Source organism: Amycolatopsis sp. NPDC048633 (genome assembly GCF_040650695.1).
Taxonomy (GTDB): domain Bacteria; phylum Actinomycetota; class Actinomycetes; order Mycobacteriales; family Pseudonocardiaceae; genus Amycolatopsis.
The window spans coordinates 203,992-221,075 of record NZ_JBEZHS010000014.1; the positions used below are offsets into that span (position 1 = coordinate 203,992).

General features: G+C 70.3%; 16 protein-coding genes and 1 pseudogene. 5 read left to right on the forward strand and 12 right to left on the reverse strand.

Annotated features, from left to right (window positions below):
• Positions 1 to 42: 42 nt before the first annotated feature.
• On the reverse strand, positions 43 to 906 hold the full coding sequence (locus AB0C38_RS25290; RefSeq protein ID WP_360677558.1) for an NADP-dependent oxidoreductase: 864 nt from the start codon (positions 904 to 906) through the stop codon (positions 43 to 45).
• An 83-nt stretch (positions 907 to 989) separates the two neighbouring features.
• Between AB0C38_RS25290 and AB0C38_RS25295 the strand changes: the two genes are divergently transcribed.
• Entirely contained in the window at positions 990 to 1,904 is a 915-nt protein-coding gene (locus AB0C38_RS25295; RefSeq protein WP_360677560.1) for an AraC family transcriptional regulator, read from the forward strand.
• A gap of 21 nt (positions 1,905 to 1,925) precedes the next feature.
• Here AB0C38_RS25295 and AB0C38_RS25300 read toward each other — a convergent pair whose 3' ends face one another.
• Complete coding sequence (locus tag AB0C38_RS25300) at positions 1,926 to 2,171, reverse strand: hypothetical protein (protein WP_360677562.1); 246 nt, start codon at positions 2,169 to 2,171, stop codon at positions 1,926 to 1,928.
• Positions 2,172 to 2,522: 351 nt separating this feature from the next.
• Here AB0C38_RS25300 and AB0C38_RS25305 point away from each other — a divergent pair, with 351 nt between their 5' ends.
• Entirely contained in the window at positions 2,523 to 5,231 is a 2,709-nt protein-coding gene (locus AB0C38_RS25305; RefSeq protein ID WP_360677564.1) for a hypothetical protein, read from the forward strand.
• Position 5,232: 1 nt separating this feature from the next.
• Here the strand turns inward: AB0C38_RS25305 and AB0C38_RS25310 are convergent.
• The 5 genes and pseudogenes from AB0C38_RS25310 to AB0C38_RS25330 form a co-directional block, all read right to left on the reverse strand.
• Positions 5,233 to 5,481, reverse strand: a pseudogene (locus tag AB0C38_RS25310) (alpha/beta hydrolase); the annotation flags it as partial.
• Between the two features lie 300 nt (positions 5,482 to 5,781).
• Positions 5,782 to 6,822, reverse strand: a complete 1,041-nt coding sequence (locus tag AB0C38_RS25315) for an alpha/beta hydrolase (protein WP_360677566.1) — start codon at positions 6,820 to 6,822, stop codon at positions 5,782 to 5,784.
• Positions 6,823 to 6,826: 4 nt separating this feature from the next.
• Entirely contained in the window at positions 6,827 to 7,354 is a 528-nt protein-coding gene (locus tag AB0C38_RS25320; protein ID WP_360677568.1) for a VOC family protein, read from the reverse strand.
• On the reverse strand, positions 7,351 to 8,529 hold the full coding sequence (locus tag AB0C38_RS25325) for an NAD(P)/FAD-dependent oxidoreductase (protein ID WP_360677570.1): 1,179 nt from the start codon (positions 8,527 to 8,529) through the stop codon (positions 7,351 to 7,353). Before AB0C38_RS25325 ends, AB0C38_RS25320 begins: the two co-directional genes overlap by 4 nt.
• A gap of 23 nt (positions 8,530 to 8,552) precedes the next feature.
• Positions 8,553 to 9,311, reverse strand: a complete 759-nt coding sequence (locus AB0C38_RS25330) for an SDR family oxidoreductase (protein ID WP_360677572.1) — start codon at positions 9,309 to 9,311, stop codon at positions 8,553 to 8,555.
• A gap of 139 nt (positions 9,312 to 9,450) precedes the next feature.
• Between AB0C38_RS25330 and AB0C38_RS25335 the strand changes: the two genes are divergently transcribed.
• Together AB0C38_RS25335 and AB0C38_RS25340 are read left to right on the forward strand one after the other, a co-directional pair.
• Entirely contained in the window at positions 9,451 to 10,110 is a 660-nt protein-coding gene (locus tag AB0C38_RS25335) for a TetR family transcriptional regulator (protein ID WP_360677574.1), read from the forward strand.
• A 187-nt stretch (positions 10,111 to 10,297) separates the two neighbouring features.
• Entirely contained in the window at positions 10,298 to 10,696 is a 399-nt protein-coding gene (locus tag AB0C38_RS25340; RefSeq protein ID WP_360677576.1) for an ATP-binding protein, read from the forward strand.
• Between the two features lie 64 nt (positions 10,697 to 10,760).
• Here AB0C38_RS25340 and AB0C38_RS25345 read toward each other — a convergent pair whose 3' ends face one another.
• The 3 genes from AB0C38_RS25345 to AB0C38_RS25355 all read right to left on the reverse strand — a co-directional run bounded on the left by AB0C38_RS25345 (position 10,761) and on the right by AB0C38_RS25355 (position 13,883).
• A complete protein-coding gene (locus tag AB0C38_RS25345; RefSeq protein WP_360677579.1) occupies positions 10,761 to 11,084 on the reverse strand; it encodes a hypothetical protein in 324 nt (107 codons plus the stop codon).
• A gap of 125 nt (positions 11,085 to 11,209) precedes the next feature.
• On the reverse strand, positions 11,210 to 12,922 hold the full coding sequence (locus AB0C38_RS25350; RefSeq protein WP_360677581.1) for a hypothetical protein: 1,713 nt from the start codon (positions 12,920 to 12,922) through the stop codon (positions 11,210 to 11,212).
• A gap of 55 nt (positions 12,923 to 12,977) precedes the next feature.
• Entirely contained in the window at positions 12,978 to 13,883 is a 906-nt protein-coding gene (locus AB0C38_RS25355; RefSeq protein ID WP_360677583.1) for a hypothetical protein, read from the reverse strand.
• A 307-nt stretch (positions 13,884 to 14,190) separates the two neighbouring features.
• Between AB0C38_RS25355 and AB0C38_RS25360 the strand changes: the two genes are divergently transcribed.
• A complete protein-coding gene (locus AB0C38_RS25360; protein WP_360677585.1) occupies positions 14,191 to 15,150 on the forward strand; it encodes a ferritin-like domain-containing protein in 960 nt (319 codons plus the stop codon).
• Between the two features lie 64 nt (positions 15,151 to 15,214).
• Here AB0C38_RS25360 and AB0C38_RS25365 read toward each other — a convergent pair whose 3' ends face one another.
• Both AB0C38_RS25365 and AB0C38_RS25370 read right to left on the reverse strand, forming a co-directional pair.
• On the reverse strand, positions 15,215 to 16,381 hold the full coding sequence (locus AB0C38_RS25365) for a SpoIIE family protein phosphatase (protein WP_360677587.1): 1,167 nt from the start codon (positions 16,379 to 16,381) through the stop codon (positions 15,215 to 15,217).
• Positions 16,382 to 16,784: 403 nt separating this feature from the next.
• Positions 16,785 to 17,084: fasciclin domain-containing protein (locus tag AB0C38_RS25370; RefSeq protein ID WP_360677589.1), on the reverse strand; the 300-nt coding region annotated here is incomplete at its 5' end.

Genomic DNA, 17,084 nt, shown 5'->3' on the forward strand with positions numbered 1-17,084 from the left:
ACTAGGGCGGCCGCGTCCGAATCACGACACGTCGCATCTTCGTCACCGGGCCAGGATCACGACCTTCCCGCGGAGGTCGCCCGCCTCGCTCCGGCGGTGCACGTCGGCGAGCCCGTCGAGGGTGTGCGTCTCGGTGACGTCGACGGTCACGACGCCCGCGTCCACGAGGTTCACCAGTTCGGTCAGCTGGGCGGGGTCGTAGCGGACGACCACGTGCGTCGAAGTCACCCCGGGCGGCGCGGGCACGGGCGCCGCCGCTGAGATGATCGCGCCGGACCGCCGGACGGGCGGGGTCCACGGCGGCGGCGCGCCGACCAGGTGGATCAGCACGTCGACGGGCTCGACCGCGGACGCGACGGACTCGCTGGTGTAGTCGATGATCTCGTCGGCGCCGTGCCGCCGGACGGCGTCGGCGCTGCGCGCGCTCGCGGTGGCGATGACGTGGGCGCCGGCGCGTTTCGCGAATTGGACGGCGAACCCGCCGATCCCGCCGCCGGCGCCGTTGACCAGGACGCGCTGCCCGGCGGAGACGTGCGGGAAGACGACCTGCCACGCGGTGAGCCCGGCGAGCGGGATGGCCGCGGCGTCGGCGAGCGGGATGCCGGTGGGGGCCGGGACGAGCCGCCCGGCCGGCGCGACGGCGTACTCCGCGGCCGCTCCCCGCTCGAGCCAGCCGATGACCGGGCGGCCGGCCACCGTGCCCGCGACGTCCCAGCCGAGGGTGGCGGGCAGTTCGATCGGGAACACGGACCGCAGGACGCCGGACCGCAGGGCGGTTTCGGTCGGGTTGAACGACGTCGCCGCGACCTCGACCGAGACCTCACCGTCGCCGGGGACCGGCCGCGGGACGTCGTCGATCCGGATGACGGAGGGACTGCCGTGACGGTGGATCCGTGCGCTTCTCATGAAAAGCACCCTAGGATCGAACCGGGAGACGCTCCATGCGCGTGAGTCCTCTTTTTCTGTTCGATCGTCTCGCGGGAGAGACCATGGATGTCTTGAGCGACGTGCTCGCCGTGATGCGCACGGGCGAGCCGCGCTCGGCCCGGGTGGAGTGGAACGCGCCCTGGGCGCAGTGGTTCGCGCCGGTGCCGGGTGCCGCGGGGTTCCAGGTCGTCGTGCACGGGACCTGCTGGCTCATCCGGGCGGACGCGGAACCGGTGCCGCTGACCGCCGGCGACGTGGTCTTCCTGCCCCACGGACAGGGTCACGCACTGGCCGACAGCCCGGCGACGCCGATCGACACGCAAGCGTGCGACCCGGACGATCCCGCGTTCGCCGAGCGGTACGCGGACCGACCGGCGACGGGCACGGGCCCGAAGACCGTGACGCTCTGCGGCGCGTACCGGCTGGATCCGGCGCGGACGCACCCGTTGCTGTCGAGCCTGCCCGAAGTCGTGCACCTGCCCGCCCGGCTGGACCGTGATCTGCGGGCCGTGGTCGAACTGCTCTGCGCGGAGCTGGAACGCCCGCGGCTCGGCACGGACGCGCTGATCCCGGCCCTGCTGGACGCGCTGCTGCTGTACATCCTGCGAGCCTGGTTCGACGAGCGCGCCTCGACCGCCGAGACCGGCTGGGCCGCCGCGTTGCGCGACCCCGCGATCACCGCCGCGTTGCACGCGATCCACAGCGACCCGGCCCACCCGTGGACGGTCGCGAGCCTCGCGGCCCGGGCGGGGCTGTCCCGGGCGCCGTTCGCACGCAGGTTCACCGAGAAGGTCGGCCGGCCACCCCTCACCTACCTGACCTGGTGGCGGCTGACCCTCGCGGCCCGGCTGCTGCGCGACACGGACGCCCCGCTGCGCGTGATCGCGGGAAAGAGCGGCTACACCTCGGAATTCGCCTTCGCCAAGGCCTTCAAACGACACCACGGCGTAGCACCCGGCCGGCTCCGGCGGGCCTGAACCGGGCGCGCGCTCCTTCGCTCAGCTCCGGGCGTTCGGATCGATCGCGTCGCCGACCGGGCCCATGGCACCGAGGGCTTCCGTCCCCTGCGCGCTCGCCGTGTCGACGACGTTCTGCCCGGACTCGGTCAAGCCGGCGGCGGACTCGGAGACCTGACCGGCAGCGTCACCGACCGGCAAGTCGATGCCGGTCACTTCGCTGACCTTCTCGCTCGCACCGCCCAGCAGTTCGGTGGCCTTGTCCTTGATCATGTCGAACAGGCTCATCAAGTGCCTTTCTGTTCAGCTCGAGCGACCCCGCGTGATCACGAGGTAGCGGAGAGCGGCGATACTCGTCACCATACAGACAAAACAGACCTTTCGACCATGAGGGCATCCGCAGAGCCGCCCGTAAAGGTCTAAACATCAGTTCTTTACCAGGAGTCACAAGTCTGCTACAACTGGTTCGCGGTGCCCCAATAGGGAATAACCAGAGTCCCCGCGCGACTGCCGAGTAAAAACTCGATCATTCATCATACGTCTGACGGAGAACGTCCGGCGCCTACCGCAGCGGCAGCCTCGACCACCGGACCAGCACGGCCCCGTCCGACCCGACACCCTCACCGTGGAAGGTGCTCCATGAGGTCGATCCGCCTGCTCCCCGTCGCGGTGCTGCTGGGTGCCGCCCTCACCGTCGCCTCCCCGGCGCTCGCCGCCCCGGGCGATGCCGCCTTCTCCCCCGCCGCCGGGCGGCTCGACGTGGACTACGCCGGCTACCTGGCCAAGCACGACATCGTCTACAACCGGCCGAACACCAACCCGAACTACGGGCTGACCGTCGGCAACGGCCGCACCGGGGCGATGGCCTGGCAGCAGAACGGCCTGACCATGCAGGTGTCGAACGTCGACGCCTCGCAGCAGACCGCCTTCGGCGCCGGCCTGGTCAACCTGGCCACCACGCCCGCGATGGACTCCGGGTACAGCGCCTACCAGCAGCGGCTGTCGCTCTACGACGGGACGCTGACCACGAAGTACGACAGCAACCGCACCGTCACCGTCATGGGCCAGCCCGGCTCCGAGGTCATGGGCATCCACGTCGACGACACCCGCGGCGGGGTCGGCAGCGTGACCCTGGAGCTCTCGCTGTGGGACGTCGCGAACCTCGGCAACAGCGGCGACGTCCCCGACATCACCACCTGGCGCCAGGTGTCGAGCTACGCCGACGCGTCCGGCGCCGGGATCAGCCGCGGCCAGGCCGACCCGCAGAAGTTCGGCTACACCCTCGCCGCGACCGTCGAGGGCGCGAACTACAGCGCCTCCGTCGTGAACAACAGCCGGGTGCGCCTCAGCATCACCCCGACCTCGAGCTACACCGTGTGGTTCACCGCGAGCACCCGGCTCAACGCCGCCGGCAACAACTCGGTCGGCCAGGCCAAGAACGCCCTGAACGCGGTCAAGGCCACCGGCTACCAGAACACCTACACCGCCTACCGGAACTGGTGGCACAGCTTCTGGAACAAGTCCTTCGTCCAGTACGGCGGGCTCGGCGGGGACGCCGACTACCTCGAGAACGTCTACTACCTCTCGACCTACCTGATCGCCGCCGGCGGTTACGGCAACTACCCGTACCACTTCATCAACGGCGTCTTCCGCGCGACCGGCGACCAGACGAAGTGGAGCAACGCCTACTGGTACTGGAACCAGCGCGACGTCTACAACTCGTTCCTCGCCTCGAACCACGTCGACCTGATGACCACCTTCAACAACCTCTACAGCCGCAACTACACCGCGCTGAAGTCGTACACGCAGACGCGCTACGGCGTGGACGGGTTGTGGGTGCCGGAAACCATGGGCTGGGACGGCAACGCCCGCGGCACGGTGAACAGCGACTACACCAAGAACATCCTGTCCACCGGGTACGAAGCCGCGTACAACATGTACCTGCAGTACCGCTACACCAACGACGACAACTACCTGCGCAACGTCGCGTACCCGTTCCTCCGGGAGACCGCCAAGTTCTACTCGCGGATGCTTTCGGTCGACAGCAACGGCAAGTACTCCATGGCAAACTCGAACGCGCACGAGACGTACTGGAACGTCCCGAACGCCATCACCGACCTCGCCGCCGTGCGCAGCGTCTTCCCCATCGCCATCCAGGTCTCCCAGCAGCTCGGCGCCGACGCAAACCTGCGCACGGAGTGGCAGCGGGTCCTCGGCAACCTCGTCGCCTACCCGCAGCAGAACGGCGCTTACCAGCCGCACCAGCCGCCGCTTTCCCAGACCCGCAACGGCGAGAACGTCGCGTCGGAGCTGATCTGGCCGTACAACGTCACCGGGATCGGCGCCGCCGACTACCAGACCGCGCTGACCACGTGGAACAGCCGGCCGTTCCCCTACGGCAACGTCTGGGCCAATGACGCCGTGCAGGCCGCGCGGCTCGGCCTCGGCGACCAGACCTTCACCGGCCTGAAGCGGATGCTGCAGCAGTACCAGAACTACCCGAACGGGTTCACGAGCAACACCAACGGTGTCTTCGAATACCACGGCGTCAACCTCTCCGCGATGAACGAAGCCCTGCTGCAGTCCTACAACGACAAGATCCGCGTCTTCCCGGCGGCACCGGCGAACTCGTCGTTCGTCGGCAAGTTCACGCTGCTGGCGAAGAACGGTTTCCTCGTCAGCTCCGAGCGCGAGGCGAACGAGACGAAGTACGTCGGCCTGCGCAGCCAGTGGGGCGCGACCGCCCACCTCGTCAACCCGTGGAGCGGACAGCAGGTGCGCGTGCGGCGCGCGTCGGACAACACGATCGTCCTGACCACCACCGCCGCGGAGTTCGACGTCCCGACCACCTCGGGCGCCACGTACATCGTCGAACGCACCGCGAAACCGCTGACGTCCTACTCGACCACCCGGCTGACGGGCAGCCCGAACCAGGGCGCCAAAACGCTGAGCGGCACGGCCTCCACCCTCGGCCTCGACGCGAACGGCGGCGGCCTCGTCAACGACACCGACGTCGGTTACGACAGCAACTGGTTCCCGACCACCAACCGCGGCTACGGCGACTACAACGACGACACCCACCACTCGACGACCGTCGGCGCCACGGCGAACTACACCTTCACCGGAACGAGCCTCCAGTACCTGTCGGAACGCAACGGCGACATGGGCACGGTCGACGTCTACCTGGACAACACGTTCCAGGCGACGGTCGACCTGCACGCCGACGGCGCCCGGCAGGTGCAGCAGGTCGTCTGGCAGAAGAGCGGCCTCGCCTCGGGGCAGCACACGGTCCGGATCGTCAACCGCAGCACGTCCGTCGGCATGATCGACGCCTTCCGCGTCACCTGACTCAGGCCGGGCAGAACGTGTCGTGGGCCGGGCGGCGGCCGGTCGCGAGGTAGTCGCTCACCGCCTGGTTGCCGCACCGGTTCGCGCCGTTGAGGTAGGCCACGTGACCGCTCAGGTCGGCCGTCACCAACCGGGCGCGGTCGCCGAGCGCCGCGCGGAGCCGGAGCGCTCCGGGCAGGGGCGTGGCCGGGTCGCGGAGGTTCTGCAGCATCACCGACCGTGGCCGGCCCCGGTCGGCTGGCCGAGACCAACGGCTGGCTCTGAACTCCGCCGGCTCGGGACAGGCGCCGGGACCGGTTACCTTTTCGCGTGAGAAGGCGGCTCGACCAAGAGGATCGCGTACTGGCGATCGTGGGTGTTCTGGGGCTCCGCTACCTCATTTCCGCGCCCCAGGACCCCGGGTACCCGGCTGTTCATCGCCGCCATGACCGCGGTACCGTTCGGCTTGCTGGTGCTGCGCTGGCGAGCGGCGGCCGGCTGGAGCGACCGGCACCGGATCTGGCTCTTCGGCGGCATCCTCGTGTCGCACACGGCATTCATGATGCGCGGTTCACTGACCACCGCACTCATCGGCTTGCTGACCCTCGCCGGAGAGGTGTTCTTGCTGAACGTCCTCGCCAACCACGTCGGGCGACGAGAAGCCATGGTCGGGACGGTCGGCCGACGTTGACCCGGCCAGGATGACCGGCGCGAACGCCGTCCGCAGGTGGGCCACCACCGCATCGAGTGCGGCGACGGCGACTTCGACCGGCTTGTCGTGGGTGAACCCGTGGTCGACGCCGGGAAACCGCTCGTGCGTCACCGTGACCCCGGCCGAGCTCAGCTTCGCCGCGAAACGGTCACTTTCGGCGGCCATGACGTCCAGCTCCGCGGTCATGATCAGCGTCGGCGGGAAGCCGGCCAGATCATCATCGAGCGACGGCGAGGCGAGGCACTCGCGCCGGCGCGGGACGTCCGGGAAATAGGTCGCGTACATCAGGTTCAGCAGCCACGGCGCGACGGCCGGGTGCTTCTTCGGCGACGTGCGGTCCGGTGGCGTCAGTGTCATGTCCATGGCCCCGTACCCGCTCACCAGGGCGACGGGGCGGAAGACGCCACTTTCCCGCGCCTGCTGGCACACGTTGATCGCCAGCTTGGAGCCGGCGCTCATCCCGCCGGCCGCGAGGCGCTCGCCGTCCCAGCCGTGCTCGTCACCGTGGGTCGCGGCCCATTCGGCGACGTCGTAGGCCTGCTGCTCGGCGACGGGGTAACGCACCGAGGGAGCCGTGTCGTAGTCGACGCTGAGCACCACGGCGCCGGTGTGGGCGGCGAGGTAGCGGCAGAGGTGATCGTCCTGCTCCGGCGCGCGGACGATGAAGGCACCGCCGTGGAACTCGACGTACACCGGCGCAGTGTCCTCGCCGGCCCGCGGCGGCCGGTAGACGAGGCAGCGGACGTCCCCGTGCCGGGTCGGGACGTGGATCTCGGCCGGGTCCCCGACGTCGGGGCTGAGGTTCCGCAGTTCCTTCGGCACGGAACCGAGCAGCGGGAACGAGCCGCGCAGGAGCCGGGCACCCAGGCGGGACCCGACGGAAATGTGCTGGGAGGTCACGGTTTCACTCCTCGGGGTCGACGCCGTGCGAGGGCGGGTACTCGGACATGGCGTGCGTGAGGATGCCGACGTCGCCGCCGGGGTGGACGTCAGTGGTTTCGATCGTGACCTTCAGCTCGTCGGCCGCGTCGTGGTAGGCGTAGTCGAGCAGGTTTCCGATGGCACCGCCCATCAGCACCGGGATGCCCTGGGCACGCAGGAGTTCGTTCATCGTCGCCGCCTGTCCATCCGGAGTTTCGAGCAGGATGTGGTGCAGCCCTTCGCCCTTCGAGTCGAGGAACTCGCGGTACTGGCTGGCGCCCGGGCCGGGTTCGACGATCTCGAACTGGATGCCGCCGACGTCGGCGACCGCGGTCCGCATGGTGTAGTCCGTGGGTGTGCCGCGCACTGTCGTGCCGTGGTGCGGCAGCTTGGTGTAGTCGATGACCTGCCACGGCCCCCAGCCGAAGATCCGGTGGTAGGCGGCCATCGTGGCCTCCAGGTCGTGGACGACGATGGCGACCTGGCTGATCGTGACTCCCGGTGTGCTCATGCCGGCTTTGCCTCCGCAGCGATGAAGTGGCTCATGAGGGGCGCAGTCCCCGCCGGGCTCAGCAGCAGTTCGCCACCCGCGTTCGTGTCGAGAATCGCTCCGGCCATGCGGTCGAGCATGGTCTGCTCGAACGCCGCGATCGCGTCATCGATCGTGAGGTGCCGCGGGGAGAACAAAGCGTGGACGAGAGTCACGGCGTCGAGCAGGGCCATGTTCACGCCCTCCCCACCGAACGGCGGCATCACGTGGGCCGCGTCGCCGAGCAGGGTGACCCCGGAGTGGGGTGCCCACTGCTGGCGCACGGGCATCCCGTAGAGGGGCCAGTAGGCGAAGTCGCTGTCGATCTCGTCGAGCACGCTCAGCAGGTCCGAGCTCCAGCCGGCGAAGGTCTCGCGCAGCTGCTCCCGGACCGCGGCGGAGTTGCCGAACCGGTCGCCCTGGGTCCGGGTCGGGTCCTCGGCGGTGCGGACCGCGAAGTAGACGCGCACCGAGCGGTCGGCGGCCCGCTGGGCGAGGATCGCCTTGTTGTCGCCGAGGGCGTGCAGGATGCCCTCGCCGGTGTGCCGGGCGACGAACGACTCTGGTCCCGGGTCGTGGAGGTCACCGTGGATGAAGGTGATGCCGCTGTAGGCCGGCTGCTCGGTGGTGACCAGCCGGCGGGCGTGGGAACGGATCCCGTCGGCGGCGATGACCAGATCGGCGTCGACGTGCGTGCCGTCGGCGAGGCGCACGCGGTGCCGGCCGCCGGGCAGCGGCGTGACGCCGCCGACCTCGGCGCCCCAGCTGATCGTCTCCGGCGGCAGGGAGTCGATCAGCAGCTGCCGCAGCTGGACCCGGTCGATCTCGGGCCGGTACTCGTCGGCTGACTCGTCCACGTCGAGCCGGACGGTCCCGTCCGGGTCCATCAGGCACAGCCGCTGCCCCAGCGGCCGGGCCAGCTCGTCGAACTTCTCGCCGAGCCCCATCTCCCGCAGGGCCAGCTGCCCACCCTGCTCGGCGAGATCGAGGCTGCCGCCCTGGGATCGGGCGTGCGGGCTCGCGTCCCGTTCGAGAACGCGCGGCGCCAGCCCGCGCTGGTGCAGCAACCGGGCCGCCGCGAGCCCGGCCGGGCCACCGCCGAGGATGACGATGCCGGCGGCGCGGACAGCCTGCTCGGCCGAAGAAAACTCACTCATGGTCGATCTCCTGTCCTTTGTGGTCAGATCTGGGCGAGGCCGCCGTCGACGACGATTTCCGAGCCGGTGATGTACTGGGCGTTTTCGCCTGCGAGGAAGACGACCGCGTGTGCGACGTCCTCCGGCTGCCCCCAGCGGGCCAGCGGTACGGTGCTGGTGACGTAGTCGTCGATCGCCGTTTGCATCGCCGGGTCCGTTTGCGCGGTCAGCGGCGTCGCGATGCACCCGGGCGTGACCGCGTTGACCCGCACGCCTCGTCCCAGCACCTCTTCGTCCAGCGCGAGCGTGCGGACGAGGCTGCGCACCGCGGCCTTGCCGGCCGAGTACAACGGGTCGCCGGGACGGCCCTTGGCTTCGGAGACCGAGCTGGTCACCACCACCGAACCACCACGGCGCAGCAGCGGCAGCAGCTTGACCACGGCGAAGAACACGCTCTTGACGTTGGTGCCCATCATCAGGTCGAAGTCCTGCTCACGGGTGTCGAGCAGAGGCGGGGCGTCGGACCGGCCGGCGTTCGCGAACAGCAGGTCGACCTGCTCGTACCGGGCCCGGACCTGCTCGGCAAGCTGCTCGACCCCGGCCAGGGTCGCGAGATCCGCGGCCACCGTGTGCACCGGCCCGCTCCCGCCGATCCGGTCCGCGGCCGCCGCCAGCTTGCCGGCGTCGCGGCCGGCGATCACCAGCGCGTACCCGTCCTTCGCCAGCTCTACGGCGGTCGCGAGACCGATCCCGCTGCTTCCCCCGGTCACCACCGCGACCCGGCCGTTCCCGTCCTGTGCCATCACGTGTTCCTCCCTTGGCTTCCCCGCCACCATAGCGCCACTGAGAAACTAATGTAAGTCAGTTACCTTTTTTAGAGAGTGACATGTAGTCCAAGACACACGAACGTCATCGTGAGAGTCGCGGTGTACCCTGGCCCGCGTGAGCGACGATCAGGACGGGGACGGCACGCGGCTGAGCCTGCGAGAGCGCAAGAAGCTGCTCACCCGCCAAGCCCTGATCGGCGCGGCCGAGGAGATGTTCGCCGAGCGAGGCTTCGACAAGGTCACCGTCGCCGAGATCGCCGACGCGGCCAACGTGGCTGCCAAGACCGTCTTCGTCTACTTCCCCACCAAGGAGGACCTGGTCTTCCACGGCGAAGACGAGGTGCTGGGCACCCTGGTGGAGCGCATCCGGAACCGGCCCGCCGGCCACACCCCGCTCGACGCCGTGGCGGACATGCTCGGCGAGGCGATGACCACCAGCCCCGACGGTGCGGTCACCGAGCTGGACCGCCTGCACCGCACGGTCGGCGACAGCGCCGGGCTCCAGGCGCGGATGCGGTTGATGTGGGAACACTTCGAACTGGCTGTCGCCGCCGAACTCGCCGAGGAGACCGGCGAGCCCCCGTACGCACCCCGCCCCCGCATCGCCGCGGCGCAGCTCGTGACGATCTACCGCACCATGGCCTCGCCCGAAGTGGCGGCCTACATCGGAGCACACCCCGAGAACCGCCGGCGCAAGGCCTTCAGCGACTGGCTGGGCGTGGCGCGGAAGATGACCGGCGAGGGCATCGCCGACTACGCCAAGCGCGCAGGCTGAGTTACCGCGCCGGGCAACCAGCGGTGCGCCCAGGTCCCCCACCCGGTTGATGCGGGAAGTCACGGCGGACCCCGGTCCGGACGATTTTCAGTCGACTCGGCTACAGCCGGCCGGCACGGGCGGTTGAGACCGGCCGGATCAGGGAATCCTCCTGGTTCGCAACCGTTTCTTTCTGAGGAGAGCGATCGTGAACCTCAGTGACGCCGGTGGCGGCGAAACCGCCGTCAAGGCCGACTTGACGGAGCTGGCGAGGGTCCGCGGCTGGGCACGAGCGCTCCTGGCCGACCTGACAGCCGATCGCCTCACCGATGTCGTGATGGTTCTCGACGAACTCGTCTCCAACGCTCTCCGCCACGCGGCCCCGCCCGTCCGGGTCCGCCTGCGCCGCAGCCGCCGGTCGTTGCGGATCGAAATCGACGACGGTTGCACCAAGGCAGCCCGCCACCGGCCACCGACGTCCGGTGGCGGGCGCGGCATGTCGCTCGTCGAGCAGGGCAGCATCGCCTGGGGCCAGCAGCAACGCCTCGACGGCAAGACCGTCTGGGCGGAGCTTGCTCTCGACCGCGCGGTTCGAGGAACCGCGTAACCCCGGATGGCCGTTTCAGGAACCGGACAGCGGCTGGTTGAACCGGATGCTGTTGCCGAACGGGTCACTTGCCGACGTAGAAGTCGAGCGCCTCGTCCATCGTCCCGGTCAGCTCCTCGGCCGCGTCCAGGCCATGGCGAAACAGGTCGGCACGTCCGCCGCCGGTACGCCGTCGGCGGCTCGCCGACGATGTCGCGGGCCCGCTCCACTCGCCGGCGTTGCAGGCAACGATGCGGGGTTTCCCGAACGTCGCGCGGAAGGTCCGGATGAAATGCACCGGCGAGACGTGCGCGACCCTGGCCAAGGCGGCCACGTCCAACGGCTTCGCGTAGTCCCGGTCCATGGTGTCGCGCCCGGTTTCGGTTGCCCACCGAGTGTCCCACGTCACGTCGCCGATGATCCTTACCTGAGGGTTACGTCGACTGACCACTGTGGACGGCCGGTCCGGTGGGACATCCGCAACGAAAAGCGGGGGCACCGAATCGGTGCCCCCGCTCTCCTACCCCTTGACCGTCAGACGGTGTGCGGGCTGTGCGCGACGGTGTTCCAGCCCGTGGCGATGACGCCGGCGTCGCCGCCGTTGCCCGCCCAGCCGGAGTTCCCGCCGGTGGTGCTGCTGGTGTTGCCCGCGTCGCCGGTCCAGCCGGTGGCGCCGGTGTCACCCGAGTTGCCCGAAGTCACCGTGGTGGCCGACTTCGTGCCTTCGTGCTTCCAGCCACCGTTGTTCCGGTGACCGTGGTGGCGGCCCTGCTGCTCGTGCCCGCGGGTCGACGTGACGGCGGTGTTGCCGCCGGTCGAGCCCGAGTCACCCGAGGTGCCGGACGTGCCGCTCACCGCGTTGTTGTCGCTGGTGGCGTTCCCGGCGTCGCCGGAGTTGCCGCCCTTGCCGCCGGTCGCGGTGCCGGTGACCTGGCCCAGGACGCTGCTCTTGCCGCCCTGGTTCCCGTGGTGCCCACCGTTGTTCGTGGCGGAGTTGTGACCGGTGCTGACGACGGTGGCGTCGCCGCCGTTGCCCGCCCAGCCGGAGTTCCCGCCGGTGGTGCTGCTGGAGTTCCACGCGTCACCGGTCGAGCCGGTGGCGCCGGTGTCACCCGAGTTGCCCGAAGTCACCGTGGTGGCCGACTTCGTGCCGCTCTCGTGCTTCCAGCCACCGTTGTTCCAGCCACAGCCGCGGTGGTGTCCACGGCCGTTGTCCTGGCCACCCACGGTCCACACGATGGCGGAGTTGCCACCGGTGGAACCCGAGTCACCCGAGTTGCCGGAGTTGCCCGTCACCGCGTTGTCGTGACTGGTGGCGTTCCCGGCGTCGCCGGAGTTGCCACCGTTGCCACCCGTGGCGGTGCCGGTGACCGAGCCCAGGACGCCCGTCTTGCCGCCCTGGTCGTGCCGGTTCCAGCCCCAGCCGTGCCCACCGTTGTTCTTCGCGGAGTTCCAGGTGGTGCCGGCCGCGGTGGCGTCGCCACCGTTGCCCGCGTTGCCGGAGTTCCCGCCGGTGGTCGTGCTGGTGTTGGTCGCGTCACCGGTCGAGCCGGTGGCGCCGGTGTTCCCGGAGTCGCCCGAGGACACGGTGGTGCTGCACTGCGCCAGCAGGCAGAGGCCGTAGGCGCTGTTGCCCCCGGTGGACCCGGAGTTCCCCGAGTTGCCGGAGTTGCCCGACACCGCGGAGTTGCCGCTGGTGGCGTTCCCGGCGTCGCCGGAGTTGCCACCCTTACCACCCGTCGCCGTGCCCGTGACGGTTCCGAGCACCTTGCCGACGCCGCGGGCGCCCCGCGAGTCCGCGGTGTTCTTGCCCGACGCCGCCGCCGTCCCGGAGCCGCCGTCGCCGGCGTTCCCGGAGTGGCCACCGGTGGTGGTGCTGGTGTTCGAGGCGTTCCCGGTCGAGCCGGTCGCGCCCGTGTTCCCGGAGTTGCCCGAGGACACCGAGGTGGTGCACTTGGCCAGCACGCAGACGCCGTAGGCGCTGTTGCCGCCGGTGGAGCCGGAGTTGCCCGAGTTGCCGGAGTTCCCGCTGACAGCGGTGTTGCTGCTGTTCGCGTTCCCGCCGTCGCCCGAGGTCCCGCCGTTACCGCCGGTGGCGGTGCCGGACACGACCGAGTGCAGCGTGGTGCCGAGCCCGCCCAGCGGGCCCGAGTTCCCGGTGTCCGCACTGGCCACCGCTGATCCCAGCAGGACGAACCCGCCGGAGATGAATGCGGCGGTCAGGCCGCGTCGCACGTACTTGTGCATGACTTCCCTTTCCTACTCTCTGTCCATTGTGGATTTTGAGGGTGGAAAGGGAACGTCAGCTCGGATGGTCGTTGCCGTAGAACTGCAGCCAGTGCAACGACCACGAGCCCGCGGGTGGCGCCCGCCAGGATCGATCGGTCCCCGGCTCGCCGGTCCCGGCCGCGGTCACGGCGTACTCGCCACCGTGCTGACCGCCGGAACCCGCCGACATCGAACCGCTCATGCCGGACACGTCGGCGGGCAGTCCGCCGCCGCCGGATCCGGACATCGGACCGGCAACGCCGGCCGAATCCGGAACCGCTTCCCCGGCGATGTGCCGGGAACCGGCCTGAGCGTCCTGACGACGCTGAGCGTCACCCTGCTTGACGACGGCCGGAGCGTTCCAGCCGGCTTGAGCGATCCGCTCGACCGGTGCCGCCGCCACAGGCGGGGCACTGGTGTCTCCGCGAGGCGCGGGCTCGGCCGGTTGCCCGGTCAGCGCCGGAGCCACGTTCTCGGCCCCGATCGCCCGCACCACCGGCTTGGTCACCGGGGCCGTGGCCTGCAGGACCGGCGAGGTCACCGGCGACAGCGCGTGCAAAACGGGCTCGGTGACCGGCCGCAAGGCCGACAGCACCGGCTCCGCCGTGCGCAGCACCGGTCGGGTCAGCGGCGCGAGCACGGGCTCGAGCCCGCTCGTCACCGGCTTCACCACCGGAGCCACCTGCGAGGTCACCGCGTGCACAGTGCCTGTGACCGGCTTCAGCACCGGTTCGACGGGTTCGAGCACGCCGTGCACGGTTTGCCCTGCTCGATCGAGCAGGCCGGACCGATCGGGCGGGGGCGAACCTTCGGAAGCGTTCGCGGCCCCCGACACGGCCAGCGCCAGCAGGGTGAATCCGAACAACGCGCCGGCCACGACGAGCACCCGGAGTACCAGTGGGTGCCGGACCAGCGCGGAGTCCGTCTGGGAAGTATCCATCCATCTCACCCCCCTTCGGGTCTGGACTTCACCGTCAGTGGGGTTTCGAGGCGAAGACCATCACCGGATTGGGTGTAGATCGAAGTTTTTTCTTTCCCTCTAACGGGTTTGCTACCACTGAGTAGCGGGTAAACCGCCGAATTTTCCTGCCTCGAAGCCCACCTGACACCCACACGGTGGATCACCCCCATCCGCGGCGGGGACAGCCCCGAAAGGGAAAGGTCCACGAAGGATCCGTCCCACCGCGGGAAGACCCGTCGAGTGGGTGTCGCCCGCCGTACGCGCGCGGGCGGGGAGGAGTTCGTCCGTGTTTGGCAAACGCTATGCCGCAGCGATGATCAACCGCAGTGCCGAAAACGACCAGGACCGCCGCCGTTTCCTCAAGGCAGCCGGCATGACCGGCCTGGGTGTCGTCGGCGCCGGCGCCCTCGGCGGTCTCGTCGCCGGGCCCGCCGCCGCGGCCACCGCACGACCCGCCGCCGCGGCCGCCCCGGGCGGGGTCAGTGACGGCGCCGTCTTGAACTTCGCGCTCAACCTCGAGTACCTCGAAGCCGAGTTCTACCTGCACGCCGTCACCGGCAAGGGCCTCGCCGACGCCATGACGACCGGCACGGGCACGCGCGGCGGCGTCACCGGCGGGCGCGCCGTCCGGTTCCAGACCAAGGCCGCCAAGCAGTACGCCCAGGAGATCGCCGGCGACGAGAAGGCCCACGTCCAGTTCCTGCGCTCGGCGCTGGGCTCGGCCGCGGTCAGCCGCCCGGCGATCGACCTGCAGTCCAGCTTCACCGCCGCGGCCCAGGCCGCGGGCCTGGTCAAACGCGGTCAGAGCTTCGACGCGTTCTCCTGCGAGGAGAACTTCCTGCTGGCGGCGTTCCTGTTCGAAGACGTCGGCGTGACGGCCTACAAGGGTGCCGCCCCGCTGATCACCAACAAGACCTACCTCGAAGCCGCCGCCGGCATCCTCGCCGTCGAGGCGTACCACGCCGCCAACATCCGCAGCGCCCTCTACCTGCGCGGCGACGCCAAGGCCACGGTCAAGCTGTCGGCCGCCCGCGACAGCCTCGACGGCCCCGCCGACGACGACCAGGGCGTCGTCGACAGCCACGGCAACGCCAACATCGTGCCCACCGACGCGAACGGCATCGCCTACAGCCGCTCGCCCGGCCAGGTCCTCAACATCGTCTACCTGACGAACAAGGCCGCCACGTCCGGCGGCTTCTTCCCCAAGGGCGTCAACGGCGAAGTGAACACCAGCGCCGCCAACTGAGCTCCGATCGCGGGTACCGGACCGTCCTCGGGCGGCCCGGTACCCGGGGTCTCGGGCCAGGAGGTCAAAGCTCAGGCTTCCGGGTGAGCAGAACCAGCGCGACGTCGTCGTCCAGCGGGCCGTCGTTCAGCTGCTGGACGCGGCCGATCAGGGCGTCCAGCGCCTCGCCGCGGTCACCCGGCCCGACAAGGAGCCCTTCCGCCAGCGCGGCCATCCGCGCGCGGCCGAGCCGCTCGCTCGCGCCGGAGCGGCCTTCGAAGATCCCGTCGGTGTAGAGCAGCAGGGACCAGCCCGGTGCCAGGGTGACTTCGGCCTGCCGGCGCGGCCTGCGTAGCGGGATGCCCAGCGGCGGGCCCAGCGCGTCCGACGGCAGGAACGTGGCCGGTCCGGCTCGCGGGAGCAGCAACGGCGGCGGGTGCCCGGCGAGCACCATCCGCGCGGATGCCCGGTCCGGGGCGACGGTGAGCATGCAGGCCGTGGCGAACAGCGGCTCGATCTGCTCGTTGACCAGGACCCGCTCGACCGTGGTCAGGACGTCGACCGCCGGCAGCCCGGCGAGCACCAGGGCCCGCCACGCGATCCGCAGCGCCACGCCCAGCGCGGCTTCGTCCGGGCCGTGGCCGCAGACGTCCCCGATGATCACCTCGACGGTGCCGTCAGCCTGCTCGACGGTGTCGTAGAAGTCGCCGCCCAGCAGCGCGCCGTCCCGGCCCGGGCGGTAGCGGACCGCCAGGCCCAGGTCGCCGTCACCGAGCAGCGGGGTGGGCAGCAGGCCGCGTTCGAGACGCGCGTTCTCCCCCGCGAACAGCTGCTGCTCCATGAGCCGCTGTTCCGCGTCCTCGGCCCTTCGCCGTTCCCAGGCGTACCGCATCGCACGCATCAGCAGCGGGCCGTCGACCTGGTCCTTGCCGAGGTAGTCCTGGGCGCCGGCGGCGACCGCGGCCACGCCGGTGGCGGTGTCGTTCTGCCCGGTCAGGACCACGATGGCGCTCGCCGGGCTGCGCTGCCGCAACGTCGTGAGGGCGCTCAGGCCGGACGCGTCGGGCAGCTGCAGGTCGAGCAGCACGCAGTCGACGCCCGCGATGTGGGGCAGCGCGGCGGCCAGCGTCGCCACCCGCAGCAGCGTGATCCGCTCGGCCTCGGCGGGGAGGTCGGCGAGCATCTCCTCGACCAGCAGCGCGTCCCCGTCGTCGTCTTCGACCAGCAGCACCGACAGCCGGTCGACCGTCAAGGGCGGCGAAGGCACGGATAGCCGCGCGGAACCGATCGGAGGAGCGATCACCCGCATCGAGCCCCCTCTCGCACGAGCACTCGCCGCTGACGGCGATCCGGCTGGGGAAACTCTATGCCGCGGGGATCCGGAGTCACCAGACCCGGGCACGGGGAGAAGCCGGCCGCCGCCACGACCATGGAGTGAACCAGCGGTGACGGCGGCCGGCGGGACGCCGCCGCTGAGGGCGTCCCCCGGCGGCGGATCTCCCTGCTACCCGCCGCCGGACCGGAGCCACGGAGGTCCCGCCCGGGAACCTCCGTGGATGCGACACAGCCGCCGCGGCTCCAGCGATCGTGGAGCCGCGGCGGCAGCTGCTACCGGGTCACCCGCAAGGGAGGGCTCGATGACCCGGAGGTCGGTGTTACTTGTTGGTGCCGGGGGTCAGCACCTTGTCGATCACGAAGACCGTCGCGTTCTTCGTGGGGATGTTGCCGCACAGGATCTTCGCGCCGTTGACCGTCATGTTGTCACCGGTCCCCTCGATCTTCAGCGGCCCACCCGCGGTGTTCAACGACTCCAGCGAACCCGCCGCAGCCAGCCCCTTGGCGTCATAACGCTTGCCGACCACGTGGTACTGCAGGATCGGCGACAGCTCCGCCGGCTTACCCGCCAGCTCGGTGAACTTCGCGTCACCCAACGCCGCGAACGCCGGGTCCGCCGG